Raw genomic sequence first — 25148 nt, forward strand, 5'->3', positions numbered from 1 at the left:
CGGGATAAAGTCCCGCACTCGACGGAAATCCAGCCCCATGCACGCTTGGGGTTAGAGAGCGCGCAGCAGCGGGAGGACGTCCTCGGAGAACTGGGTGAGGAAGCGGTTCTGGTCAGCGCCGGGGCCGTGCATCACGAGGTGGTTGAGGCCGGCGTCCACGTACTGCTTGATCTGGGCAACGGCGTCCTCGGGGTTGGACGCGACGATCCAGCGCTTGGCGACCTGATCGATCGGAAGCTCGTCGGCGAGCCGCTCCATCTCCTGTGCGGAGCCAACCGAGTGCTTCTGCTCCGGAGTGAGGGATAGCGGCGCCCAGAAGCGGGTGTTTTCCAACGCCACCTCGGGATCGCGGTCGTACGAGATCTTGATCTCGATCATCCGGTCGACCTGCGCCGGGTCCCGATCGGCGGCGGCCGCGCCCTCGGCGACGGCCGGCATCAGCTTGTCGGTGTAAAGCTCCATGCCCTTGCCGGACGTGCAGATGATGCCCTCGCCGGCGCGACCGGCGTATTTCGCGACCACCGGGCCGCCGGCGGCCACGTAGACCGGTACGGGCGTCTTGGGCCGGTCATAGATCTGCGCATTGACGAGCTTGTAGTAATCGCCGTCGAAGTCGACCGAGTCCTGCGTCCACAGCGCACGAATGAGCTGCACTGCCTCGCGCAGCCGGGCGAACCGCTCCTTGAACTCCGGCCACTCCCGGCCGGAGACGGCGATCTCGTTCAGCGCCTCACCAGTGCCCACCCCGAGCATGATCCGGTCGTTGTAAAGGACCGCCATGGTCGCGAAGGCCTGTGCGATGACCGCCGGGTTGTAGCGGAAGGTCGGGGTCAGCACGCTGGTGCCGATCTGTACGCGGCTCGTACGCTCCCCCACCGCCGCCATCCAGGTCAGCGCGAACGGGGCGTGTCCGCCCTCGTGCCGCCAGGGCAGGAAGTGGTCCGAGACGACCACGCTGTCCAGGCCCACTTCCTCGGCTCGTACGGCATATTCCACCAGGTCACGCGGCCCGAACTGCTCCGCCGACGCCTTGTAGCCAACTTTCAGCCCCACGAATGCTCCCTGTCTCGTCTTACCTGTCTCAGTCCCAACACCGGACCACGCCCAACACATACCGGATCTAGTGTCCTGCGCCCGAAGTTCGCTACTTTCTCCGGCGCCCAGACGGCGACTGAGAGCACCGGAGAATCGCCCACATACCACCAGTATGAGGACGATCCTCCGGCGCACTCAGGCCACCGTCTGGATCACCGAATAAAGCAACGAACTTCGGACCCAGGACACTAGATCGCTTCGCCACCGGAGGCTCGGCTCGTACGCACCGGCAGGTCCGCCAGCGCGGCCGGTGGCTCCCGCCAGAGGGCGGGCAGCGTGCCCGACCGCGCGGCCGAGATCGCCGACCAGACCCGTTGCGGGGTGCACGGCATGTCGATGTGCCGGACGCCCAGATGGGCCAGCGCGTCGACCACCGCGTTCTGTACGGCCGGCGTCGACCCGATCGTGGCGGACTCGCCGATTCCCTTGGCGCCCAACGGATTCAGCGGCGTCGGGGTTTCGGTGTTGGCGGTCTGCAACGGCGGCAGGTCGGCCGCGGTCGGAATCGTGTAGTCGACCAGCGTGCCGGTCTGCGGGTTGCCGTCCTCGTCGTAGACGAACTGCTCCCAGAGCGCCTGCGCGATGCCCTGCGCCATCCCGCCGTGCTGTTGTCCCTGCACGATAAGCGGGTTCAGGATCCGCCCGCAGTCGTCGACCGCGAGGTGCCGGAGCGGCTTGACGAAGCCGGTTTCGGTGTCCACCTCGACCACCGAAAGATGGGCTCCGAACGGGAAAGTTCCGTCCGCCTGCTGGAAATCCAACGCCGCTTCCAGCGGTCCGCCGTCGGCCTGGGCCGCCACGGCCAGCTCCGACCAGCTCACCGTGGCGGTGGGTACGCCCCGAACGCCCAGTCCACCGCCTTCGGCCAGCATCACGTCGTCGACATTCGCCTCCAGCAGATTCGCCGCCAGATCCCGCGCCCGCCGCAGCACCGCTCCAGCGGCCAGGTTCACCGCGTTTCCGCCCACCTGCAGCGATCGCGAGCCGCCGGTGCCGCCGCCGCGTGGCACCAAAGCGGTGTCCGACTGTACGAACGTGATCTGGTCCATCGGGATGCCGAGCGCGTCCGACACCAGCATCGAGAACGAAGTCGGGTGCCCCTGCCCGTGCCCGGACGTGCCCACCGCGATGGTCGCCGAGCCGTCGTCATGCACGGTGACAGCGCCGTATTCCTGCCCGCCACCACCGCTGGTGACCTCGACATACACACCAAGGCCAAGGCCCAGCTGACGTACGTCCCCATTCGCCCGCCGCTTCGCCTGCTCGGCCCGCAACGCCGGATAGTCCGCCAGCTCCAGCAGTTTTTCCAGCGGAGCCGCATAATCTCCGGAGTCGTACGTCGTACCGACCACTGTCCTGTACGGGAAGATATCTCCCTCCAGGAGATTGTGCCGACGCAGCTCAACCGGGTCGATGTCCAACTCGGCGGCGGCGATGTCCATGATCCGCTCAAGGAAAGCAGCCGCTTCCGGTCTGCCAGCACCGCGGAAAGCGCCAACTGTCGTCGTATTGGTCAGTACGGCAGCGGCTGAATAGGAAATCTTGGGAATTTTGTAGACGCCCTGAGCCATCGCATACGTCGTCTGCATCGGCAGCACACCACCGAAACCCGCGTACGCACCGGTGTCGCCGATCATCCGGCAGCGCAGACCGGTAATGATGCCGTCCCGCTTGAGCCCCATCTCGACGTACTGCACCTGAGCGCGCCCGTGCGGCATCGCGATCAGGTTCTCCGACCGCGTCTCGATCCATTTCACCGGCCGGCCGATCTTGCGGGCGGCCGCGATCGTGACACTGTGCTCGGCGACCAAACCTGCCTTGCCGCCAAAACCGCCACCGACATGCGGCGCGATCACCCGCACCCGATCTGCCGGCATGTCGGGGAATACTCCTGTTACCAGTGACTGAAAAGCGTGCGGCATCTGGGTCGAGACATAGATGGTCGTCTCGAATTCGCCGGCCACCTCGGTTCCCTCAGCTGGCGCTCCACCGGCCGGAATGACCGCGATCGCGTTGCCCTCCATCGGCACCACCGCCATCCGCTGGTTGTCGATTCGCGCGCGTACGACAACCTCGGCGTCAGCGAGTACGTCCGTGTCGTCGGCTTCCCGTTCTCCAGCGGCGATGTTCGACCCCAACTCCTGGAACTGCAGCGGCGCGTCGGGAGCCAGCGCGAGCTCAGGATCGGTCACCGACGGCAGCGGGTCGTAGTCGACGTCGACCAACTCGACCGCGTCGACGGCCGCCGCCTTGGTCTCGGCCACCACCACCGCGACCATGTCCCCGACGAACCTGACCTTGTCCAGCGCCAGCGGCGGCCGCTTGCACGCCGCGTTGACCGGCAGGAACGTGTCATGGGCCGGGATTCCCAGGTCCTTGGCGACAAAAACGGCGACCACCCCAGGCGCGGCAACCGCGTCGGAGGTGTCAATCCGGGTGATCGTGGCGTGCGGGAACGGCGATCGTACGAACGCCAGGTGCAGCAGTCCGTCGATGCGCAGGTTGTCGATATACGTCGCTCGCCCCTGGATCAGATCAGGGTCCTCGACGCGTACGACAGCATTCCCAAGAATCGATCCAGGCATACCACGACCCTATGTCATTCGACGGTTCAACTGCGCACCCAAAACCTGCGGCGCGGTGGCCAGCGTCGGGCCGTACCAGGTCAGGAACCTGCCATCCACCAGCGCACAATCGGTGTCCGGAAAGGCCTCTGGGCCGTCCTCGGCGGTGAACTCGTACGGTTCGTTGGGCAGGATCACCAGTTCCGCGCCCGATGTCTGGATCTCCGCCAGCTTCGGCCTCGGAAACCGCTCGCCGCTGAAGACGTTGACATATCCCAGCCGCGCCAGGAGATCGCTGGAGAACGTCGCACCGCCCAGCAGCACCCACGGCCGTCGCCAGACCGGGATCGCGACGCGTACCGTCTCCGTCTTTTCCGGCAGCGAGGCCCACACGGTTTCAGCGTCGGTCAGCCACGCCGGCTTGCCGAGACCGCACATCCGCAGCATTCGGCCTAACGACACCAAAGCCTGCGGGACCGTACGCGGGTTCACCACCCAGACCGGCACACCAGCGTTGCGCAGCATGAGCACATCGTCCTTGCGGTTCTCATCCATGTCGGCCAGCACGAGATCGGGCTCGCACGCGAGCACGTCGGCCACCCGGGGATATTTGCTGCCGCCGACCCGCGCGACCGCCAGATCCGTTGGGTGCGTACAAAAATCCGTCGCTCCGACCAGCAAATCGCGACCGGTCACCGCGACGCTCTGGGTCAGGGACGGCACCAGCGACACGATCCGCCGCGGCCGGCCGGCGAGCGTGACTTCCTCGCCCAGATCGTCTTTCATCCGGTCAGGTAACGCTGCAGGGTCGGGCCGAGCCAGTGCACGACCTCTTCTTTGGTGAGCGCGACGACCGGCGGGAATTTGAGGATATAGCGGGTCAACACCAAGCCGAGCACCTGCGAGGAAATCAACCCGGCCCGTTTCGCCGCCTCCTCCTCGTTCGGGCAGACCGACCTGAGCACCGGACCCAGCTGGGTGGCGAAAATCCTGCGCGCCGTTTCGGCCACCGGGTCATTCGTGACAGCCGCGCGCAACAGCGCCATCAGCGTCTCGTCGCCGTCCCAGAGCCGGATGACGTGACTGGCCAGTCTGGCGCCCATCTCGTCCAACGGGCCGTCCTCCAGACCGGTCAGCTCGAGGTTGAACTCGGCCGCGGCGGCGAAAAGCTTCTCCTTGTTGCCGTAGTACCGCATCACCATCGACGGATCGATGTCGGCGTCGGCGGCGATCGCGCGGATGGTGGCGCGCTCGTACCCGTCCTCGGAGAACCGCTGCCGGGCGGCCGCGAGGATCGCTGCCCGGGTGCCATCGGACCGCCGGGTCCCACTGGGTGAGGTCATGTCAACGACTGTAGGCCAACAAGTGTTGACATGCACGCGAATCTCCATCTACTGTTGTCAACAGTCGTTGGCCAACAATTGTTGGCAACCTTGACGAGGAGGAACAAAATGCCTTCCACCAGCACAGATGTCCTGATCGTCGGCGCCGGCCCGGCCGGCCTGCTGCTCGCCGGCGACCTCGCGGCCGCCGGGGTGCGTACGACCATCCTGGAACGCCGCGACACCGAGTCGAACCTCAGCCGGGCTTTCGCGGTGCATGCGCGCACCCTCGAGGTGCTCGACGCCCGCGGTGTCGCCGACGAGCTGATCGGCATGGGCCAGAAGCTCTCCGCGTTGCAGCTCTTCGGACGCACTGAAGTCCATCTCGACCAGCTGCCGGCACGCTTCCCGTACTTGCTGGTCACCGCCCAATACAACGTCGAGCACGTGCTGCTGCGGCGGGCGGTCGCGGCCGGCGCACAGCTGGTCCGCGGCGCCGAGGTCGTCGCACTCCGGCAGGACGCGGACGGCGTCGAGGTGGACGTACGGTCCGGCGAAACGTACCGGAGCCGCTACCTGGTCGGCACGGACGGCGTCCAGAGCACCATTCGGCAGGCCCTCGGGCTGCCCTTCCCCGGCCGCTCGGCGGTGCGGTCGATGATGCTCGCGGACGTACGGCTGACCGAGCAACCAGCCGCGCTGCTGGCCGTCAACGGCAACGCGAACGGGTTCGTTTTCATCGCGCCGTTCGGGGACGGCTGGTATCGGGTGATGGCCTGGAACAAGCACAACCAGGTGCCGGACAGCGCGCCGGTCGACCTGGCCGAGGTGGCCGCGGTGACCAAGCAGACGCACGGCACCGACTACGGTATGCACGACCCGCGGTTCCTGTCACGCTTCCACAGTGACGAACGACAGGTCCCGCACTACCGGATCGGCCGGGTGTTCCTGGCTGGCGACGCGGCACACGTCCACTCGCCGGCCGGTGGGCAGGGCATGAACACCGGTCTTCAAGACGCCGCCAACCTGAGCTGGAAGCTCGCCGCGGCTGTCCATGGCTGGGCGCCGGACGGCCTCTTGGACACGTACGAATCCGAACGGCACCCGGTCGGCCGCGCAGTGCTGCGGACCAGCGGCCTGCTGCTGCGGTTGGCGAGGTCGACGACCGTCCCGCAGCGGCTCCTGCGCCGAGCGTTGGGAACCGTGATCGGGCTTGTGCCGGCGATCAGGAACCAGGTGGCACAGACTGTTTCGGCGATCGGCGTGCACTACGCGGCGGCGCGCGGCGCGGACCGGCTGGTCGGCCACCGAGTGCCGGACCTGGCCGTGACCGGCTCCGACCGGCGGCTCTACCGGACGCTGGGTGAGGGCAAGTTCGTGCTGCTCACACCCGGTGACTCAGATGTCGCCGCCGAATGGGCCGATCGAGTGGTGACAGCCGTGCCAGTACGCGCACCCCGCCCGTACATCCTGGTCCGCCCGGATGGTTACGTAGCCTGGGCCGGCATCGACGCTCGCGGCCTCACCGCCGCCCTCGAATCCTGGTGCGGCACCGCCTCCCAGCTGAGCGGTGCTCACTCCTAGTTCGGGTGCCGCCCGCCCGTTTTGGCCGCGAGTGCCTACTCACCGGTTGAAACTGCGGGATGCCTCGGCGGTGCGGCGCCGGTACGGCTGGCCCGTTTTGACATGATCAGGGGGAACCGCAGCAACCCCCGGGAGGATCCGATGGCGCCGACTCCGCAGCGCTGGGCCGCGGCGGCGTTGGCTGGCCTCTGCTTGGTCGCCGTCAGTATGCCGGCGGCTGCCGCGCCGTCGCCCAGCCCATCCACGTCACCATCGCCGTCCACGTCGGCGGGTCCGTCCGTACGGCCGTCGGCCAGTGCGCAGCCCAGCGACGCGACCGCCGGTGAGCAGCCCGGTCCGACGAACTCGATCACCGATGTCAGTGGCATCGCGGTCGGGTCGTACCAGCGCACCGACGGCGACTACCTGACCGGTACGACCGTGGTGCACGCCGTCCATGGCGCGGTCGGCGGGGTCGACCAGCGTGGCGGGGCGCCGGGCACTCGGGAGACCGACCTGCTCAGCCCCCTCAACTCCAATCCCTCTGTCAACGCGGTGCTGCTGACCGGCGGCAGCGCGTACGGGCTGGACGCGGCCGGTGGCGTGATGAGCTGGCTGGAACAGCATCACGAAGGCGTCGCAGTCGGCCCGTCGGCGGAGCAGGTGGTGCCGATCGTGCCGGGAGCGGTGATCTTCGACCTCGGCCGCGGCGGCGGTTTCGGGGCCCGGCCGACAGCCGACTTCGGGACCCGCGCGATCACCACCTCGACCACCGGCCCGGTGCTTTCCGGGACCGTCGGCGGCGGCACCGGCGCCCGGGCCGGTGGCCTGAAGGGCGGTCTCGGTACGGCCAGCGTGAAGCTCGCGAACGGCGACGTGGTCGGCGCGATCGTCATCGTCAACGCCGCCGGGTCCACTGTGGACCCCGCTGATTGTTCGCTCTACGGTGTAAAAGAAGGCCTGCCCAGCGAGTTCGGCGACCTGCGTACGCCAACCGCTGCGCAGTGCCATCCTCAGTCCGCCGGCGGTCAGTCGCTGAACACCACCATCGCGGTCATCGCGACCAGCGCGCCGCTGGACAAGGCCGGCGCGGCCCGAATGGCGGGCGCCGGCCAGGACGGCATGGCGCGCGCGGTCAACCCGTCGCACAGCCTGGTCGACGGTGACACGGTCTTCGCACTGTCCACTGGCACCGGCAACAAGCTTTCGCCGTCCGACCCGACCGCCACCGACCGCCTCGACGGCTTGTACGCGGCCGCCGCGAGCACGCTGACCCGGGCCATCGCGCACGCCATGCTCGCCGCGACCTCCGCGAAGTCGATCGTCAGCTACTGCGACAAATACCCATCTGCCTGCGCGAACGTCCCCACCGGCGAGTACGGTCGGGCCGCCGGGCCGGTCGTCGCGACCGCCCCGGCGAGCGCCTCGGCGTCCCCGTCGGCCGGCACCACGGCCGCGCCGGCACCACCCGGCAGCCTCCCGCCGGTCGCCAGCGCCTCCTCGAACCGCGCGGTCGCCTGGATCAGCATCGGCATCGCCGGTGTCGGCATCCTGCTCGCCCTGCTGCTCATCTCGGCCCGAATTGGCCCTCGCCGAGGCCGACTGTAAGTCGCTTTTGTCCCGTATAGTGCCCACATGCAACGAATGTGGGCGTTAGCCGCCACTGCTGTCCTGTGGGCTGTGTCGGGAGCACCGGCCAGCGCCGCTCCGCCTCCCCCGTTGACCTGCAACGGCAACATCAACGGGCACGTCAGCGCGTCGTACACCGGGACGACCTTGACCAGCACGACTTCCAACTACGACGCGACGATGGTGTGTACGCGCGGGTTGCACGGCGAGCCGATGACCTCTCTGCAGGAGACGGCGTTGGTCTATCTCAACGGTTCCGTCGTCCGCACCGGAGTGTTGGGTCAGTGCGCTGGCTCGCAGCCATGTCTTTCGGTGGAGTCCAAAGGGAACTATGTCTGTTCGTCGACCTGTGGCGGGGATTACCGGATGGCCCATCGGGCCGTGATGGTGCTGCCGCCGAACCACGAGTGGGGCACCCCGCCGGCCGGCTGCACGAAAATCGACACACGGAAACTGCAGTGCCTGTGGTTCAGCGGGACCGTGCACGTACAGCCGGTTCTAGGCTGAGAGGAAATCCGCCAGCGCCGGAACAAGCACTCCAGGTTTCACCAGGTGGGTCTGACCAGGCAACGTCCGATATAGCGCGTCCGGCAGCAGATCGGCGAGAGATTTCACGCCCGTACGCATCCATCCGGGACTTTTCCCGCCATCCATCACCAAAGTGCGGATGGTCAGCGAATCCCACCGGGATTCGGGCAGCGGCCGGCAGCTTTGGTTCGGATGCATGACGGTGATGTCATACGGCAAAGTGTGCGCGACAGCCTGCAGTTTCGACCACACGGACCGCATGACGGGCATGATCGCGACGAAAAACGCTGGGGTGTCGACGATGCGCATGAACGCCTTGACCGCGTCACCGGGGCGGCCAGCGTCGATCATCATACGGAGTTGCTCGTCGAAGTCGTCCGGCACCGGTCGGCGGCTGGTGTCGACGATGAAAGGCGGCTCGTAGAGGGCAAGTTTGCTGATCGGGAGACCGCTGTTCGCGGCTTCCAGCGCGAGCACCGCCCCGGACGACTGGCCGAACAAGTACGCCGAGTCGCCGATTTCCCTGACCAGGGCGGCAATATCTTCGATCTCCCGGCGCACCTCGTACGGGCCGTGGTTACCGCTCTCGCCGCGGCCCCGCCGGTCATACGTGTAGACGGTGAAATCGGACGCCAGTTGCTCCGCGATTTTCGGGGTCGGCCCGAACTCCCGATAGCACAGCGCGCCGTCGACCAGGATCAGCCCAGGACCGCTGCCGGTTCGCGAGAACCCAATCGGGGTGCCGTCGGCGGAAGTGACCATGCTCATGGGATTTTCCTTTCGGCCAAGCGAGAATGGCTCATGACACGACCTCCGTCAGCCAGGTCCGCCAAGCCTGCTCGGCGCGCATCGGATCGATGTCGGCGAAAACGTGATGGGCGGCGACCAGTGGTCCACGGAAGCCGCGCATGAAGCGGTAGAGGGCGTCGTCCGTACGGATGCCGACCGTGTCCGGATTGACGAAATAGACGACACCGTCGACGAGTCCATGATCCGGCACTGGAACCCGCACCTGGTCTCCGCTGACGGCGGCCCGGTCCAGGCCGAGCGCTTGGCCCAGCATTGGCCAGACCGCGTCCCAGTTTTCCACCGGTGGACCGAAAGCAGTGACCGGGATGGCTGCGCGACCCGCGAAGTGGGTGACATATTCCACCAGCGTCCGAAAGAACAGCCGCAAGCCCCGAGTCATCGCCTCGTACTCGTCCGCCCAGTCGTCGCCGGGCAGGAAGCCGCTGGCGACCATCCGGACGACGGTGCTGCCCTGCTCGCGACCCTCGAGCAGGAATTCGTACGCGACGAACCGGCCGTCCTGCGCGGTCTCGGTGCGGTGCGCGAGCCGCTGGTTCGGCTCCCAGCCGGTGACGGTCGACTCCGGCGCGTACGCACCGAAGGCCGTTCGTATCACACCGCCCGCACCGGCCAGCACGTCCGTACGACCCATGAACCACGAGTTGATGCCCGGGCCGGTGGCGATCGCCGCCCAGATCTGCTCGGGGGTCGGGGCGACCTCCTGCTCACTGACCGTCTCGAACTCGCGGCCCATCTCAGCACTCCCTTGTCTCGAACTCCGGTCACCGACAGCGTCTCAGCTGTGGTCGACGCTGCGACCAGCGGATCCACCCTCGCCACATAGCTAACCGTAGACAAGGTCAACCGTCAAGACAAGAAAGTTTGTCTGCAGAGGGATTCTCGAGGATCGCTCGCGCGGTTTCCGCCGAATTTTGGATAATTACCCTCGAAAGCCGCCAGACTTTGGCCTGTCTTGGCACATACCAGGATTTCTGCTTACCGAAGCGGCATTTGGTTGATAGCGTGCCTGCGCTCCCCGACCCCAGCCCGGAGGATCCCTCATGCCGTTAAGACCCCGATCCGGCCTCGTCGCCTGTTTGGTCAGCGCCTTGGCCGCCACCATGGCGATGGCGCCGGCCGTCGCCCCGGCCAGCGCCGCACCCGCGAAAACGGCGACCACGGTCAGTGACCCAGCGCAGTACGTGAACGCATATGTCGGCAGCAAGCCGGGCGCCACCGACTTCGGCAACGGTGGCGGCGCCGGGAACACCTTTCCAGGCGCGGACGCGCCTTTCGGCATGTTGCAGTGGAGCCCCGACACGGTCACCTACCAGCACGGCGGCTATTCGTACGACGACAACAGAATCCGCGGCTTCAGCCTGACGCACATCTCCGGCGCCGGCTGCGGCGACTACGGCAACATCCCGTTCATGCCGACGCTGGGCACCGGCCTGGTGTCGTCGTACACGTTCTCGCACGCCAACGAGAAAATCGCGCCGGGAGCGTACGGCGTGACCTTCGACAACGGCCTCAAGACCGAACTCGCGGTGAGTAAGCGTGCCGGCGTCGCCCGTTTCACTTACCCGGGCACCGACACCGCCTCGCTGCTCATCGACGTGGCGAAGGCATTCAACAACGCGATGGGTGCCTACACCATCGGCACGAACAGCATCACCGGTTATGAGGACGGCGGCGGTTTCTGCGGCGCCGGCAACAAATACCGGGTGTATTTCACCGCCACCTTCGACCACACGATCACTGGCGTCGACAAGCCGACCCAGACCCAGCCCATCCTGCATTTCGACACCTCAAGCGGTCGTACGGTGACCGCGCGGGTGGGAATTTCGTTCGTCAGCATCGCGAACGCGCAGACGAACCTGTCCACCGAGCAGGGCAGCAAGACGTTCGAGCAGGTCCGGGACGGCACCCGCGCGGACTGGAACGCGCTGCTGGGGCGGATCTCGGTGGCCGGCGGTACGGCCGCGCAGACGACCACGTTCTACACCGCGCTTTATCACTCGCTGCTGTTTCCGGAGACCTTCTCCGACGTGAACGGGCAGTATATTGGCTTCGACAAAGCGATCCACACGACCGCCTCGGGCCACACCGAATACGCCACCTTCTCCGGCTGGGACGTCTACCGGTCACAGGTGCAGCTGATCGCCTTCCTGGATCCCGGAATCGCCTCTGACATTGGGCAAACCATCGACGACCAGGCCGCGCAGGCCGGCTATCTGGACCGGTGGACGCTCGCGAACGGCGGCACCGGCGTGATGAACGGCGACCCGCTGCCGACCATCGCGGCGAACATGTATGCCTTTGGTGGCACCGGATTCAACGCCTCCGACCTGCTCGGCAAGGCGGTCGCCGGCACCGCGAACGGCTCCCAGCGGCCCGGCTACGCACAATACAACGCGCAGGGCTACATCCCCGAAGGCGTGAACGGCGTCTGGGGCTCGACGGCCAGCAGCCTGGAATACTACTCAAGCGACTTCGCGATTTCCCAGCTCGCCGGCCGGTTGGGCAACACCTCGGTGGCCAACAACTACCTGCTGCGCTCGCAGGGCTGGCGAAACCTGCTGCATGACAACTACCTCCAACCGCGCAACAGCGACGGTAGCTGGATTTCCTTCAACCCCAGCTCCGGCACGTCGTACGTGGAGGGCAACGGCGCTCAGTACACCTGGATGGTCCCGTTCAACTACCAGGGACTTTTCGCCGGTATGGGCGGAAACTCGGCCGTGCTGCCCAGGTTGGACAGCTTCTTCTCGGACCTCAACGCGGGACCGGACAAGCCGAACGCGTACCTGGGCAATGAGCCGACCTCGGAAACGCCGTGGGCCTACGCCTTCGCGGGTGCGCCGTACAAGACGCAGGACGTGGTCCGGCGCGCGGTGACTACGATCTACAAGCCCACCCCGGACGGCGAGGTCGGCAACGACGACCTCGGGCAGATGTCGTCGTGGGCCGTGTGGGCGTCGCTGGGCATGTATCCGGAAATCCCGGGCCGCTCGGAACTGGTGCTGGCCAGCCCGCTTTTCAGCCAGATCACCATCACCCGCGGCAACGGCGCGACGATCACCATCACCGCCCCGAACGCCTCCGAAAGCGTCAAATACGTCCAGTCGCTGAACGTCAACGGGCAGGCTTCCACGAAGCCGTGGCTCAGCGAGGCTTTCGTCGCCTCCGGCGGAAATCTCGACTTCACCATGGGCGCGACCCCGAACACCACCTGGGGTACGGCCGCCGCCGACGCACCGCCGTCGTTCGACTACACCGTGCAAAATGGTGCGACTGGGCCGATCAAGGGCCTCGCGAGCAAATGCGTGGACGTGGCCAACGGCGGGACCGCGAACGGCACCGCCGTGCAGCTCTACACCTGCAACGCCTCGACCTCGCAGAACTGGACCCTGCGCTCTGACAACAGCATCGGCGCGTTGGGTAAGTGCCTCGACATTTCCAACAGTGGCACCGGCAACGGCGCGCTCGTACAACTCTGGGAATGCAACCGCAGCAACGCCCAGGTCTGGCAACACCAGTCCAACGGCGCGCTGCGCAACCCGAATTCGGGGCGCTGCCTGGACGTACCCAACTCCGCCACCGCGGACGGCACCCGGCTGCAGATCTACGACTGCAACGGCACCGGCGCGCAAACCTGGACGCTGCCCAGCTAGCTAGCTCACAGGGTGTTCGGGGGCAGCGAAACTGTCCCCGAACACCTTTTCTACAAGCCGAAAATCGCCGCGACCGCGGCGGTCAGGTCATTTTCGCTCATCGAGCCGTCCACCTCGATGGCATTCAACCCAAGCTCTTTGGTCTCTTCGCGCAAGCGTTCGGTAAACATCGCGTCCCGCTCCAACAGATTGCTCAGGGCCTTCTCGGGATCACTGGTTCTGCCGGCGATCTCCCACAACGATCCCCTGCTGTGGAATGCCTGGCGCCGGAAATGTGGTGTCGGGAGAAGCCAGACGGCGTGCGTACGCTCATCCAAGTGCGGCTTCACCAGTCGCGGCAACAGCCGAAAACCCTCCACGATCACCTCGGTCGACAGCTCTTGGACGATCAACTCGAAACCCTCACCACGGAACCAGTGGAACGTGTCCAGCATGACCTGCGGCGAGCGGTTCAGCCATCGCTCGTCCATGTCCATGGCGAGGAACTCAGCCACGTACGGACAGTCACCACAGCGACTGGCGTGATCGGCCATCGCGTCATCGGTCGCGTAATGCCCGAGGCCATACTCACCGGCCAGCCGGCGAGCGATGGTCGACTTCCCGGCGCCGCTGCCGCCGCCGATCCAGTAGACAGTCACGGTCCTCCTGGAGGGACGGACGAGTTGGTGCGTAGGCCGGGTTCTGTGGCCGGGGCGCCTCGCGGCACTGCCCCGGCCGGCGACCATCCATCTCGACCTGCCGTCGCCGGCAGGCTCTAGCGGTCTACCCGCAGGCTCGGACGGGCCGCCCTCAACGCCTGCGCAAGCGCCCATGTCGCGACGCCCTCTTGACCTTGCTCCGGGTGGGGTTTACCAAGCCGTCCCGGTCACCCGGGGCGCTGGTGGTCTCTTACACCACCGTTTCACCCTTACCGGCGCGGGAAATCCCGCGCCGGCGGTCTGTTTTCTGTGGCACTGTCCCGCGAGTCACCCCGGGTTGCCGTTAACAACCACCCTGCCCTGAGGAGCCCGGACCTTCCTCGACCGTGCGCAGGTGCGCACCGCCGCGGCCGCCCGACCAACTCGTCCGTCCACCAGCAATCCTAGTCGCCCACTAGTTAGGTGGCCTTGACGCCCTCCACCAGCCCCGGCACGTCGCGTACGCCCAAGTCGCCGGCCTCGACCTCATAGTCGCGTGGCTTGGTCGCGTCGACGCCGTCCGGCGCCTTCAGGGCCTTGCAGATGAAGGTCGCGATGACGCCGACCAGGATGTTCACCACGACGGCGAAGAAGCCGACGTAGATCTGCACCTTGCTGTGCAGCCCGAAGTTGGCCAGGCTGTACGCCGAGCCGCCGAAGTGCAGGTGCCCGGTGGCCGGGTTCGGGATCTGATAAAGCATCACCAGGCCGACCAGCATGCCGGCCACCCAGCCGGCGACCAGGCCCCAACGGTGGAACCACCGGGTGTAGAGGCCCAACGCCACCGACGGCAGCGTCTGCAGGATGATGATGCCGCCGATCAGCTGCAGGTCGATCGCGAACTGGGTGTTCAGGATCAGGATGAAGCCGACCGCGCCGATCTTGACCACCAGCGAGGCCAGCTTGCTGACCTGCGCCTGTTCCTTAGACGAGGCGTCCCGGCGGAAGAACTCCTTGTAGATGTTGCGAGTGAACAGGTTGGCCGCGCCGATCGACATGATCGCCGCCGGCACCAGCGCGCCGATCGCCACCGCGGCGAACGCGATGCCGGTGAACCAGCTCGGGAACATCTTGTCGAACAGCACCGGCACGATCGTCGTGCTGTCGCCCTTGATCGGCTTGATGCCGGCCGCGAGCGCCATGAAGCCCAGCAACGCGATCAACGCCAGGACCAGGCTGTACGCCGGCAGGGCGGCCATGTTCCGCTTGATCGTCTTGCGGCTGTTGGAGGCCAGTACACCGGTCAACGAGTGCGGGTAGAGGAACAACGCCAACGCCGAACCGAGCGCCCATGTCACGTACTGCAACTGGTTGTTGCCGTTCAGCAACAGGCTGCCCTTGGCCGCGTGGGTGAGCGGGTTGATCGTCGCCAGCGCCTTCTCGGCGCCGCCGAACACCATGTCCCAGCCGCCCAGTTTCACCGGAATGACGATCACCGCGACGATGATCACCAGGTAGACCAGGGCGTCCTTGACGAAGGCGATCAGCGCCGGCGCGCGCAGGCCGGAGCTGTACGTGTAGAGGGCGAGGATCAGGAACGCCACGATCAGCGGAATCTGCCCGGGCACGCCCATCGCGGTCAGCACCGCCTCGATGCCGACCAGCTGAAGCGCGATATATGGCATGGTGGCCACGATGCCGGTGATCGCCACCAGCAGGGCCAGCGTGGACGAGCCGAACCTGGCTCGTACGAAGTCCGCCGGCGTCACAAAACCGTGCGTGTGGCTGACCGACCACATCCGGCACAGCGGCAGCATGACCAGCGGGAATGCGATGATCGTGTACGGGATCGCGTAGAAGCCGAGGGCGCCGCTCGCGTACAGCAGCGCGGGAACGGCGACGAACGTGTAGGCGGTGTAGAGGTCGCCGCCGAGCAGGAACCAGGTGATCCAGGGGCCGAAGCTGCGACCGCCCAGCCCCCACTCGTCGAGGTGGTCCAGGCTGCCGACCCGCCGCCACCGAGCGGCCACGAAGCCCATCCCGGACACCAGCACGAACAGCACGATGACGATCGTCAGCTGCACCCAGTGATCAGCGAGCTGTGGCATCTCAACTCCTCCGCTTCGTCAGGTGGTAGACCGCGACGGTGACGATCACCAGGACGGGCAGCAGGAGCAGCTGGAACCAGTAGAAGAAGGGGAACCCGAACAGCTCCGGATCCTTGGTGTTGAACAGGAACGGACACAGCGGGAGCACGATCGGGATCAACAACAAGAGGTTCCAGAGGCGGCCAGGGTCCCTGACCACCGGATCCTGATCCGGCTTTCCCTGCATATCGGGCACCGCGACCTCCCTCTTACGCCAACACGCCGAAACCGGCGCGGGTGAGAACCTAATACCCCGGACCGACAATGCGAAGCACTTCACACCAACTGGCTCAGCGAATCTTTACGTAGTGAGTCGCGTACGGTTCAGGCCGTGTCAGCCACGGTGTCGATCTTGCTGCTCGTGGCGACCCTCGCGGTAGCGATCGCGGCACCCCGGCGGGTCCCGGAGGCAGCGGTCGCGGTTCCGGCAGCGGCGGTCGCGGTGCTCGCGGGCCTGCTCCCGGCGACCGCGGCCTGGACCGAGACGCTGCGGCTCGCGCCCACCGTCGGTTTCCTCGTGGCCATCCTTCTGCTGGCCCATCTCAGCGACACCGAAGGCATCTTTCGGTGGGCCGGCGCCGCCATGTCGCGGATCGCCGCTGGCCGTCCGCAACGGCTGCTGGCCGTCGTCTTCGGCGTCGCCGCGCTGACCACCGCCGTCCTCAGCCTGGATGCCACGGTCGTCCTGCTCACGCCGGTGGTCTTCTCCACCGCCACCCTGATGCGGGCTAGACCGAAGCCGCATGTGTACGCCTGCACGCACCTCGCCAACTCCGCGTCGCTGCTGCTGCCCGTCTCGAACCTGACCAACCTGCTCGCGTACCGCACCAGCGGCCTGTCCTTCGCCGCCTTCGCGGTCCTTATGGCGCTGCCCTGGCTGGTCGTGATCGGCGTCGAATACGCGGTCTTCCGGCGGTTCTTCGACACCGACCTGAGCTCCCCGGCCCGGGCCACCCAGCAACCGGTCGGCCGGCCGCCGGTCTTCGCGATCGTGGTCCTGGGTGGCTGTCTGCTCGGTTTCGCGACCGCGGGTCCGCTCGGCGTCGACCCGGCCATCGTCGCTGGGGCCGGGGCTGTCGTGCTCCTGGTCCGGCGGCTGTTCGTGCGTACCGAGCCGCCGGTACGTACGGTCTGGAAAGCGATCCTTGAGGCGAATCCACTGTTCTGCCTGTTCGTACTGGCCCTGGGCATCGTGGTAGCGGCGGTCAGTCGGCACGGTCTCGGCGCGCTGCTGGCGGCGGTCTTCCCGTCCGGCGACAGCCTGGTCGCGCTGCTCCTCGCCGCCGCGGTCGCGGCCGTACTGGCGAACCTGGTCAACAACCTCCCGGCCGCCCTGCTCCTGATCCCGGTGGCCGCCGGTCATCCCGGTCTGCTGCTCGCGGTGCTGCTCGGCGTCAACGTCGGCCCGAACCTGACCTACGTCGGGTCGCTGGCGACGCTCTTATGGCGCCGCATCCTGCGCGCGCGAGAGGCAGGCCCGGCAATGGGCGAGTTCCTCCGCCTCGGCGCCCTGACCGTGCCCACCGCGCTGGTCGCCGGTGTGTGCGCGCTCTGGCTTTCGCTCCAGTTGACCGGCCTGGGAGGCTGACCGCCATGCGCGTACTGGCCTGGCTCACCGACAACACCTGGGAAGCCTGCGTCGACGCCGTCCGTACGACCAACTCCCCCGACGTCACGCTTCTCTACGTCCAGGCTTCCGATGTCTCAGAAGCAACGCATGGCGCCTTCAGCGGGCTTCTAGGGCGCCACCGCCCCGGTCACGATCCCGGCGATGTCGTACGAGCAGCGTCCGCGGCGACTGGAGACGCCGTGCTCAGCGCCGCCGTCGAACGGCTCGGATTCGACTGCCGGGTTGAGCACCTCGCCGGCGCAGTTGAGCGTGTCGTGGTGGCCACTGCCGCCGATGCCGACTTGTTGGTGGTGGCACGAGACGGAGACCGGTCGCGGCTGGGGCCACGGAGCTTGGGGCATGCGACCCGTTTCGTAGTGGACCATGCGCCCTGCTCAGTGATGCTTATCTGGCCCGAGGAAGCTCCCGATCTGGGCTCCATCCCACCCAAGCCACCCCATCCCCCTCGGCGTTAGGACTGCGTTCTCTAGCGGTCGGCTTTCTCAGAATCCGATGACTGGTCGTTCGAGTCGGTGCGGGCCAGAACGGCTCACGTCGACCGGGCTGAATCCGTGCCGGCGCCAGAACCGGAGGCCGCGAATGTTCGCTGGCGCGACCGCGATCCGCAGTTTCTCAGCGCCTGACTCGATGGCCCAGCGGTCGACGGTCGCGAGCACCCGTGCGCCGACGCCGCGGCTGCGGGCGGCCGGCACCAGGACCAGCAGGCCGATCATCCACGTACGGCGTTGGGGCCAGTCTCGTACGACGTCGAGGACACCGATGTTGGCGGTGCCCAGGCGTACCAGCATGACCGCTTTGTCGCCCGGGTCGCTGCCGGGCGGGACCTTGGCGAGGAGTTTCTCGGCCTCGTCGGGTGGGGCCGGGAAGCCGTCGACCAGCATCGCGAAGTCTTCGGAAGCGTCGAACACGGCCTGAACCTGGGCGGTCTCGGCCGCGGTGACCTGGACCAGGTCGATGGCGGTGGCGACCGGGAGCACGCCGCTGGGCAGGATCGGAGTCGCCGTCATACCGCCCTCGCCGCTGAGGTGTCATTGACCGTTCGTACGCAGACCGAGCCTGGTGAGCCGTTGAACTCCACTTCCGTCACTCCCCAGACGTCCAGGCTCAACCGCTCGATCATCCGGGGCGGTGCTTCCCACCCAACTCGAAGGATATCCGCCACCCGCTCGCGATCCGCAAGGACCACAAAGGTGCCGCCACGGGCCTTAAAACGGGCCAGAAGGGCGTCCGTACGGCCAGCCTCGAGCAGGTCAGGCTCGGTCTCGACCGGCGCCCGGAGGGCGTCGGCGAGCACCTGAGCGGCGTTGGCCACAGTCGGCTGACCAGCGGTCAGAACGGCCTCTGCAGCACCCCGACCGGCGAGGTATTTGGCCAGGTCGTGAGGTACGTCCGCGGCGGCGTCGACAGTGACCAGGAGCAGGGTGGTAGCGACCTGACCACTTGTGGCCATCGGTGCCTCGCCGGTGAGGTCGCGATGGACCGGTATGCCGTCCATGGCCGAATTCGCCAGGGCGTCGGCGGCGGAGTTCTGGGCCCGCGGGATCCATTCGTACGTGACCTTGTCGAAGGCGCGAGCGACCTCTTTGGCCTTCGCTGCCAGCGGCACCATGTCCGGGTGCTTGATCTTCCAACGTCCGGACATCTGCTCGACGACCAGTTTGGAGTCCATCCGGACCGCGACCCGGCGGGCGCCGAGATCGCGGGCGGCGGTCAGGCCGGCGACCAGACCGGAGTATTCGGCGACGTTGTTGGTGGCGAAACCGACGCCCTCGGCGCGCTCGGCGAGCAGGTCGCCCGTACGCGCGTCTCGGACCAGGGCGCCGTAACCGGCGACTCCCGGGTTCCCCCGCGATCCGCCATCGGCCTCCACGACGACAGCGGTGATCTCCTCGCTGTCGCTCACAGGCCTGACATGTCCGTCCTGACGAGGATCCGGCCGCATTCCTCGTGCCGGATCACCTCGTCCGGTGAGGCCTTCTTGATCGCCGCGTAGTCGGAGCCGGCCAGCTCCAGCCGGCAGCCCTCACAGCGCCGAGCCCGCAGTAGCGCGGCGCCGATACCGCTGGTCGACCGGATTCGCTCGTACAGTTTGAGCAGGTCATCGGGCATGTTCGGGACGATTGCCGCGCGCTCGGCACCCCGTTTGTCGGTCTCCGCGTCGATCTCGACGAACGCCGCGTCCCGCCGCTCGGTCGCGGCCACCACCGTGGTGTCCACCGCCGCCTTGGCCGACTCCGCCGCGGCCAGCACGGTCTCGGCCTCCTCGCGCTTCTCCATCAGCTCCAGCTCGTCGTCCTCCAGCGAAGACGCCCGGCGGGCCAGCGAGTCGACCTCGTGCTGTAGCCGCTCCAGCTCCTTGGATGGCAGGCCGCCGGCCTGCATCCGCTGCTGGTCCTTGGTGGCGCGGTTGCGTACCTGCTCGACATCCATCTCCAGCCGGCGTACGTCCCGGCCAAGGTCGTCGACGTCAGCGCGCGCGGCGGCTACCGCGTCGGACAGGCCGGTCAACTGCTTCGTACCGTCGGCGATTTCTGCCAGCTCCGGCAGCGCGCCACGGCGGTGCGCCAGCTGGCCGAGCGCGGTGTCGATCGCCTGCAGGTCCAGAAGCCGGCGTTGGGCGGCGGGGTCAGCCTTCACAGCGGTGGCGGCTCCTTATCGTCGAGCGTGCACGGTCCAGGGGTCAGTGACCCGGTCCGATACAAGGACCTTCACCGTAGCGGCATCGCCGGAGCCACCGACGCGCGCGCCGAAGGTGGCCGATAACCGGGCGGCCAACTGATCCAGCCACGGCCGCTCACTCGACCAGTGCCCCACGTCCAGCAGCGCCGGCCCGCCCGCCGCGAGGTGCTCGGAGACCGGGTGATGACGGAGGTCGGCGGTGACGTACGCATCGACCCCAGCTGCCGTGGCATCGGCCAGGAAGCTGTCACCGGCACCACCGCAGACGGCTACCCGCCGGATCAGCCGGTCCGGATCACCAGCGGCTCGTACGCCCACCGCGCTCGCCGGCAACACTTTGGCGGCCAGCTGGGCAAAATCCCGCAATGGCAGCGGCGCCGGCAGATCCCCCACCCGGCCGTGGCCACCGACCGCGGCCGCTACCAGCGGGCGGGTGTCCCGCAGCTCGAACCGAGCAGCCAGCGCGTCGGACACGCCCGGGTTGGCCACATCGGCGTTGGTGTGCGCGGTGAGCAGCGCGATCCGGTCCGAGATCAGCCGGTGCACCAGGCTGCCCTTCGGGGTGGACGCGGCCACCGAATGGACTCCCCGCAGCAGCAGCGGATGGTGGCTGATCATCAGCTGGACGCCGTTCTCCTTCGCCTCCGCGATGGTCTCGGCGACCGGGTCCACGACCAGCAGGATCCGGTGGACCCTCGCGTCCGGGTCGCCGCAGGACAGCCCAACCGCGTCCCAGGACTCGGCGGTCTCCGGTGGATACCACCCGTGCACGGTGTCGACGACGTCAGCGACTCTCACGTGAGCAGCCTAAGGGCGGTCTTTCCAACGTCGTCAACGGCCGCGATTCAGCGTTTATAAAGAGCCATTCGGCAAGGTGATGTCAGCGGTACCCCATGAGGGAAGGGAAGTGGATTCATGCGCAAGGCAATCTGCACAGCCATCCTCGGCGCGGCGCTGGCCTTCGGGTTTGTCGCGGTGCCCACCGCACCGGTCGCGGCGGCGACCCATCAAGCCACCGCCGTCTCGATCGCCAAGGACATCCAGGCGACCAAGGCGGTCGCACCCTGGAAGGGCGGCAAGGTGCCGTATTCCTGGGGCGGCGGTCACGGCTCGAAATACGGGCCGAGCAAGGGAACCTGCTCCGGCTACACCGGTCCAAAGCCGTGCCGGGCGAACGTCACCACCGGAGTCGACTGCTCCGGCTTCACCCGCTGGGTTTACGCCCGGGCGTGGGGCAAGGACGTGCTGGGCGCCGGCAACACCGACAGCCAGCTGGCCCGGATGCACAAGGTGAGCAAGGCGAACGCGGTGGCCGGCGACCTGGTTTTCTTCGGTACGCTGAGCAACACGCATCACGTCGGGCTGTATATCGGTGGCGGCAAGATGATCAATGCCTCGCACACCGGCACCTTTATCCGTACCGACTCACTCGGCAGCGACCTGGTCGGCTACTACCACTACAGCTGACCAGGTCCTGTCTGGTTATTGCGGTGGGATGAGAGTGGCTCGATGCCGAGCGACTCCCGAATGTCCGCCGCCTGCCGAGCCGTCCGCTCAGCGACGGCGGGCATGGCACGCTGACGGCAGATTTCGGCTAGTACGACCAAAGTCTCGGCCAGCGCGTACGGGGTGCCCAGGCTTTCCCAGATGCGTACGGCCGAACGGGCCGCCACCTCGGCCCCGGCCGCGTCGCCAGCAGCCAGCCGGGCACCGGCGATGCTGTGCCAGGTCATGCCCAGCCCGAAAGTGTGGCCCTTCTCCCCGTACACCCGCAGGCAACCGTCCAAGATGGACAGTGCGACCGCCGGCTCGCCGTTGCGGGTCCGGGCCTCGGCCAGCCAGCGCCGCGAATGGGTGGCGTCCACCGCGCCGAGTTTCGCGCCGGCCTCGCTCGCGGCGGTCAGCGTCTCGATGGCCGGCGCGATTTCGCGGCGGGCCAACTGAATCGCGCCGAGACCACGCAGGCACTGGGTGAGACCATGTAAATACAGTGGCTCCCGGCAGTGCGCGAGGGACGCCTGCAGGCATCGCTCGGCCTGGTCGAGCCGGCCCTGTTCCCGGTGAATCGTGGCGATGCCCTGCTGTGCGTAGACCAGACCGCTGCGGTTTCCGGTCGCCAAGCAGATGTCACTGGCCGCCGCGAAAGACCGGACGGCCTCGTCGTACCGGCCGAGGATCCGGAAAAGATAGCCGAGCCCGGACAGTGCGGCGCCCTGGTAGTCGGAGTTTTCCAGCCGTACGGCGATCGCCAGCGCCGACTCGAAATAGCCGACCGCCTTCACGTACCGGTCCTCAATGGTGTGCAGTTCGCCGAGATTGCGCAGCAACGCCATTTCCACCACGAGATCGGTGGTGGCCTCGGTGCTCGCCGGCCCGGCGATCGCCAGCGCCGCGAGCGCCGTTTCGTGGGTCCGCCGCCAATCGTCGTAGAAAGCGTTGATTTCGCAGTAGTTGGCCAACGCGCCGGCGAGAGCGCCAGCCAGCACCGGCTGGTTCCAGGTCACCGCCATTTCGACGGCGTCGGCCAGCAGCCGGAAATCCGCACCGAACCAGCCGGCCGGATCAGCCAGGATCCGATCCCGTGCGGCCGGCGGCAGCTGCCATCGCACCGCCGGATCCGCTGGTATGTCCACGAAACCCAGGTCCATCCGGGTATCCGCGGTCCGAGCCAGGTCCAGGCAGGCCCAGACCAGCCGGAGCGCGGCCATCCGGCGCCGCTGCGCGCTGATCGTCGCGGCCGCTCGCTCTCGAGCGAAAAGCCGTACGAGATCATGCAAATGATAGGAGTCGGCCTCGACGAGGTGCACGTCCACCAGCGCGTCGAGCAGCTCGGCGGCCTCGGCCGCGCTGGTGTCCAGCAGCGGCGCGAGCACCCAACTGGGAAAGGCCCCGACCGGCAGCAGTCCCAGTGTGGCGAAGGCTTCCCGTACCCGCTCGGGCAGTCCGCGCAAGCTCAGCTCGACACTCGCCCGGACGGCCAGATCGCCGGTCGCCAGCACGTCCAGCCGGCTGTGCTCGTCAGCCAACGCGTCCGCCAGCCGTTGCAGTGTCCAATGTGGACGGGCGGCCAGCCGGGCGCCGGCGATCCGGACGGCTAGCGGCAAATATCCACACTGCGCGACTATCTCCTGGGCCGCGGCCGTTTCGGCGGCAAGCCGATCGGCGCCGACGAGACCGGCCAGCATCGCGAGCGCGTCCGGTTGGGCGAGCATCCCCAGCGCGATCCGTTTTCCAGCCACCGCTGGAATCTCCGCACGGGCGGTGATCAGCACGCCACAACTTCCGGTGCCTGGCAACAATGCCTGCACCTGGGTGGCACCCGACGCGTCGTCGAGAACGACCAGCACCCGGCGGTCCGCGAGCGCCGAGCGGGCCAGCCGGGAGCGTTCGTCGGTATCGTCCGGGATGGACGCCGGTGGCACCCCCAGCGCCCGCAGGAATCCAGCAAGCACCGCCGACGGGTCAGCTGGCTGCTCTGTGCCGCGGAGGTTGGCATAGAGCACGCCGTCCGGATAGTCGTCTCGTACTTGATGGGCCAGGTGCACCGCGAAGGCCGACTTGCCGGCGCCAGCCGGCCCGACCATCACCACCGTGGGTGGCGCCGGGCCATCGCGGCGCAGGGCTTCGGCGGCTTCGCGTACCTGCTCGGTGCGGCCGACGAAAACACCGAGGTCGGCCGGCAGCTGGTTGGGCCGCGGCACCGCGGACTGCCGCGGGCGTTTGGTGGGGATTTTCGCGCCACACCAGCGGTGCACGTACAGGTCGGTGGTTCCGCCGGCGAGCACGGTCCGCTCCAGGTCCCGCAGTTGCTCGCCCGGCTCGATGCCGAGTTCGGCCACCAGCGCGCCCCTCGTCGCCCGGTAGACGGCGAGCGCGTCGGCGACCCGCCCGGTGCCCTGCAGCGCGACCATCAGTCTGGCCGCGAGGCCCTCGTTCAGCGGGTGGTCGGCGACCAGCGATCGCAGCTCGAACACCAGGTCGGCGTGCCGGCCGAGGGCGAGGTCCGCGCTGATCCGCAGGCACAGCGCAGCCATCCGGCGCTCCTCCAGCTGCGCCGCCGCGGCGGCCGCGAACGGCGCGTCCACCCCGCCTAGGGCCGGCCCCCGCCACAGCGCGAGCCCGTCCTGGAGGTGGCGTACGGCAGCAGCCGTCTGCCCGTCCGCGAGCCGCCCCTCGGCCTCGGTCACCCGTACCGCGAACCGGTCGATGTCCCGGCTGCCGGCCGGCAGGCGCAGGCGATAGCCGGCCGGGTCCGTACGGATCACCTCGTCCGGCAAGCCAGCCGCTGCGAACACCCTTCGCAGCGCCGAAACGTACACCTGGATCTGGTTGCGCACCCCCGCCGGCGGCTCGCCCTCCCACAACGCCTCGACCAGCCTGGACACCGACAGCACCTGGCCGCCGTGCAGCGCGAGACAGCCGAGCAGGGCACGGCGTTTCCCGGCCCCCACCGGCACCTGCCGCCCGTCCACGCTCACCTGCAGCGGACCGAGCAGCCGTACATCCAGACGGCGCGCTGGCATGCGGCAATGATGGCATTTGCCCGCAACACTCTGGCCGCGAATCACGCAAGCTTCACCTTGCGTGACCAACTGTGGCTTTTGTCATATATTCTCGGTTATCCGCCCCCTCGGGGGTTTGACCCACTCGCCAAAACTGTCGGCGGCGTGCGATTGGCTCGAGTTCGGGGGCGGCATTTTCCCGGCCCCCCGTACGGCGGCTGCACAATCGGATTCCGATTGTGCAGCTCCACATAGGGTGCGGCGCGAAACTGTCGTACCGACGTGAAATTTTGAGCCCCCGCCCTTTCAGAAGGGTGGGGGGTGGGTGGCGGGCTTTCATTACGTAAGTAGACGCGCGCGCGACAAGCATCCAGTGCGGGACTTTATCCCGCACTCGGCGTCGAGTGCG

Annotated in this window: 20 protein-coding genes, 1 other RNA gene and 1 pseudogene; 7 read left to right on the forward strand and 15 right to left on the reverse strand. The window is 67.5% G+C overall.

Annotation, left to right across the window (positions count from 1 at the left end):
* Positions 1–51 precede the first annotated feature (51 nt).
* The 4 genes from fgd to ABD301_RS06915 form a co-directional block, all read right to left on the reverse strand.
* Positions 52–1053, reverse strand: coding sequence for a glucose-6-phosphate dehydrogenase (coenzyme-F420) (gene fgd, locus ABD301_RS06900; RefSeq protein ID WP_344308194.1), 1002 nt, complete (start codon positions 1051–1053; stop codon positions 52–54).
* Positions 1054–1283: 230 nt separating this feature from the next.
* A complete protein-coding gene (locus ABD301_RS06905; RefSeq protein ID WP_344308196.1) occupies positions 1284–3680 on the reverse strand; it encodes a xanthine dehydrogenase family protein molybdopterin-binding subunit in 2397 nt (798 codons plus the stop codon).
* 9 nt (positions 3681–3689) lie between these two features.
* Positions 3690–4445 carry a helical backbone metal receptor gene (locus tag ABD301_RS06910; RefSeq protein WP_344308198.1) on the reverse strand — a complete coding sequence of 252 codons (756 nt, stop codon included), beginning with the start codon at positions 4443–4445 and terminating at the stop codon, positions 3690–3692.
* Positions 4442–5002 (reverse strand): TetR/AcrR family transcriptional regulator, encoded by a 561-nt coding sequence (locus tag ABD301_RS06915; protein ID WP_344308200.1) that lies wholly within the window; start codon positions 5000–5002, stop codon positions 4442–4444. The genes ABD301_RS06910 and ABD301_RS06915 overlap by 4 nt, the downstream gene beginning before the upstream one ends.
* Before the next feature lie 108 nt (positions 5003–5110).
* Here ABD301_RS06915 and ABD301_RS06920 point away from each other — a divergent pair, with 108 nt between their 5' ends.
* The 3 genes and pseudogenes from ABD301_RS06920 (at position 5111) to ABD301_RS06930 (ending at position 8680) form a co-directional block, all read left to right on the forward strand.
* Positions 5111–6565 carry an FAD-dependent monooxygenase gene (locus ABD301_RS06920; RefSeq protein ID WP_163570212.1) on the forward strand — a complete coding sequence of 485 codons (1455 nt, stop codon included), beginning with the start codon at positions 5111–5113 and terminating at the stop codon, positions 6563–6565.
* Between the two features lie 348 nt (positions 6566–6913).
* A pseudogene (locus tag ABD301_RS06925) lies at positions 6914–7897 on the forward strand (P1 family peptidase); the annotation flags it as partial.
* Between the two features lie 282 nt (positions 7898–8179).
* Entirely contained in the window at positions 8180–8680 is a 501-nt protein-coding gene (locus ABD301_RS06930; protein ID WP_344308202.1) for a hypothetical protein, read from the forward strand.
* On the opposite strand, the gene ABD301_RS06935 is transcribed toward ABD301_RS06930, so the two are convergent.
* Both ABD301_RS06935 and ABD301_RS06940 read right to left on the reverse strand, forming a co-directional pair.
* Positions 8672–9469, reverse strand: a complete 798-nt coding sequence (locus ABD301_RS06935) for an alpha/beta fold hydrolase (protein WP_344308204.1) — start codon at positions 9467–9469, stop codon at positions 8672–8674. The two genes, ABD301_RS06930 and ABD301_RS06935, sit on opposite strands and share 9 nt — an antisense overlap.
* Before the next feature lie 31 nt (positions 9470–9500).
* A complete protein-coding gene (locus ABD301_RS06940) occupies positions 9501–10244 on the reverse strand; it encodes an SRPBCC family protein (RefSeq protein WP_344308206.1) in 744 nt (247 codons plus the stop codon).
* Between the two features lie 307 nt (positions 10245–10551).
* Here ABD301_RS06940 and ABD301_RS06945 point away from each other — a divergent pair, with 307 nt between their 5' ends.
* Positions 10552–13164 (forward strand): GH92 family glycosyl hydrolase, encoded by a 2613-nt coding sequence (locus ABD301_RS06945; protein ID WP_344308208.1) that lies wholly within the window; start codon positions 10552–10554, stop codon positions 13162–13164.
* Positions 13165–13214: 50 nt separating this feature from the next.
* Here the strand turns inward: ABD301_RS06945 and ABD301_RS06950 are convergent, their stop codons facing one another.
* The 4 genes from ABD301_RS06950 to ABD301_RS06965 all read right to left on the reverse strand — a co-directional run bounded on the left by ABD301_RS06950 (position 13215) and on the right by ABD301_RS06965 (position 16115).
* Positions 13215–13802 (reverse strand): hypothetical protein, encoded by a 588-nt coding sequence (locus ABD301_RS06950; protein ID WP_344308210.1) that lies wholly within the window; start codon positions 13800–13802, stop codon positions 13215–13217.
* Positions 13803–13818: 16 nt separating this feature from the next.
* Positions 13819–14228, reverse strand: an RNA gene (rnpB, locus tag ABD301_RS06955) — RNase P RNA component class A.
* A 32-nt stretch (positions 14229–14260) separates the two neighbouring features.
* Positions 14261–15889, reverse strand: a complete 1629-nt coding sequence (gene mctP, locus ABD301_RS06960) for a monocarboxylate uptake permease MctP (protein ID WP_344308212.1) — start codon at positions 15887–15889, stop codon at positions 14261–14263.
* Between the two features lies 1 nt (position 15890).
* Positions 15891–16115, reverse strand: a complete 225-nt coding sequence (locus tag ABD301_RS06965) for a DUF3311 domain-containing protein (protein WP_163570291.1) — start codon at positions 16113–16115, stop codon at positions 15891–15893.
* 144 nt (positions 16116–16259) lie between these two features.
* Here ABD301_RS06965 and ABD301_RS06970 point away from each other — a divergent pair, with 144 nt between their 5' ends.
* The gene (locus ABD301_RS06970; protein ID WP_344308214.1) at positions 16260–17516 is read left to right on the forward strand and encodes an ArsB/NhaD family transporter; all 1257 of its coding nucleotides are present in this window, start codon (positions 16260–16262) and stop codon (positions 17514–17516) included.
* Between the two features lie 5 nt (positions 17517–17521).
* On the forward strand, positions 17522–18013 hold the full coding sequence (locus ABD301_RS42315; protein ID WP_163570206.1) for a universal stress protein: 492 nt from the start codon (positions 17522–17524) through the stop codon (positions 18011–18013).
* A 27-nt stretch (positions 18014–18040) separates the two neighbouring features.
* On the opposite strand, the gene ABD301_RS06980 is transcribed toward ABD301_RS42315, so the two are convergent.
* The 4 genes from ABD301_RS06980 to ABD301_RS06995 are packed head-to-tail and all read right to left on the reverse strand — an operon-like array spanning position 18041 to position 21035.
* Positions 18041–18565, reverse strand: a complete 525-nt coding sequence (locus ABD301_RS06980; RefSeq protein WP_163570204.1) for a GNAT family N-acetyltransferase — start codon at positions 18563–18565, stop codon at positions 18041–18043.
* Entirely contained in the window at positions 18562–19461 is a 900-nt protein-coding gene (locus ABD301_RS06985) for a reverse transcriptase-like protein (protein ID WP_390624159.1), read from the reverse strand. Before ABD301_RS06985 ends, ABD301_RS06980 begins: the two co-directional genes overlap by 4 nt.
* Positions 19458–20195: a zinc ribbon domain-containing protein gene (locus ABD301_RS06990; RefSeq protein ID WP_163570199.1), complete on the reverse strand. Its 738-nt coding sequence runs from the start codon at positions 20193–20195 to the stop codon at positions 19458–19460. Before ABD301_RS06990 ends, ABD301_RS06985 begins: the two co-directional genes overlap by 4 nt.
* A 15-nt stretch (positions 20196–20210) precedes the next feature.
* Positions 20211–21035 carry a Nif3-like dinuclear metal center hexameric protein gene (locus ABD301_RS06995; RefSeq protein WP_163570198.1) on the reverse strand — a complete coding sequence of 275 codons (825 nt, stop codon included), beginning with the start codon at positions 21033–21035 and terminating at the stop codon, positions 20211–20213.
* A gap of 117 nt (positions 21036–21152) precedes the next feature.
* Between ABD301_RS06995 and ABD301_RS07000 the strand changes: the two genes are divergently transcribed.
* A complete protein-coding gene (locus ABD301_RS07000) occupies positions 21153–21704 on the forward strand; it encodes a C40 family peptidase (RefSeq protein WP_163570192.1) in 552 nt (183 codons plus the stop codon).
* On the opposite strand, the gene ABD301_RS07005 is transcribed toward ABD301_RS07000, so the two are convergent.
* Positions 21695–24760, reverse strand: coding sequence for an AfsR/SARP family transcriptional regulator (locus tag ABD301_RS07005; protein ID WP_344308220.1), 3066 nt, complete (start codon positions 24758–24760; stop codon positions 21695–21697). The two genes, ABD301_RS07000 and ABD301_RS07005, sit on opposite strands and share 10 nt — an antisense overlap.
* Between the last annotated feature and the right edge of the window lie 388 nt (positions 24761–25148).

Source organism: Fodinicola feengrottensis, from assembly GCF_039530045.1.
In the GTDB taxonomy this organism is placed as follows: Bacteria; Actinomycetota; Actinomycetes; order Mycobacteriales; family HKI-0501; genus Fodinicola; species Fodinicola feengrottensis.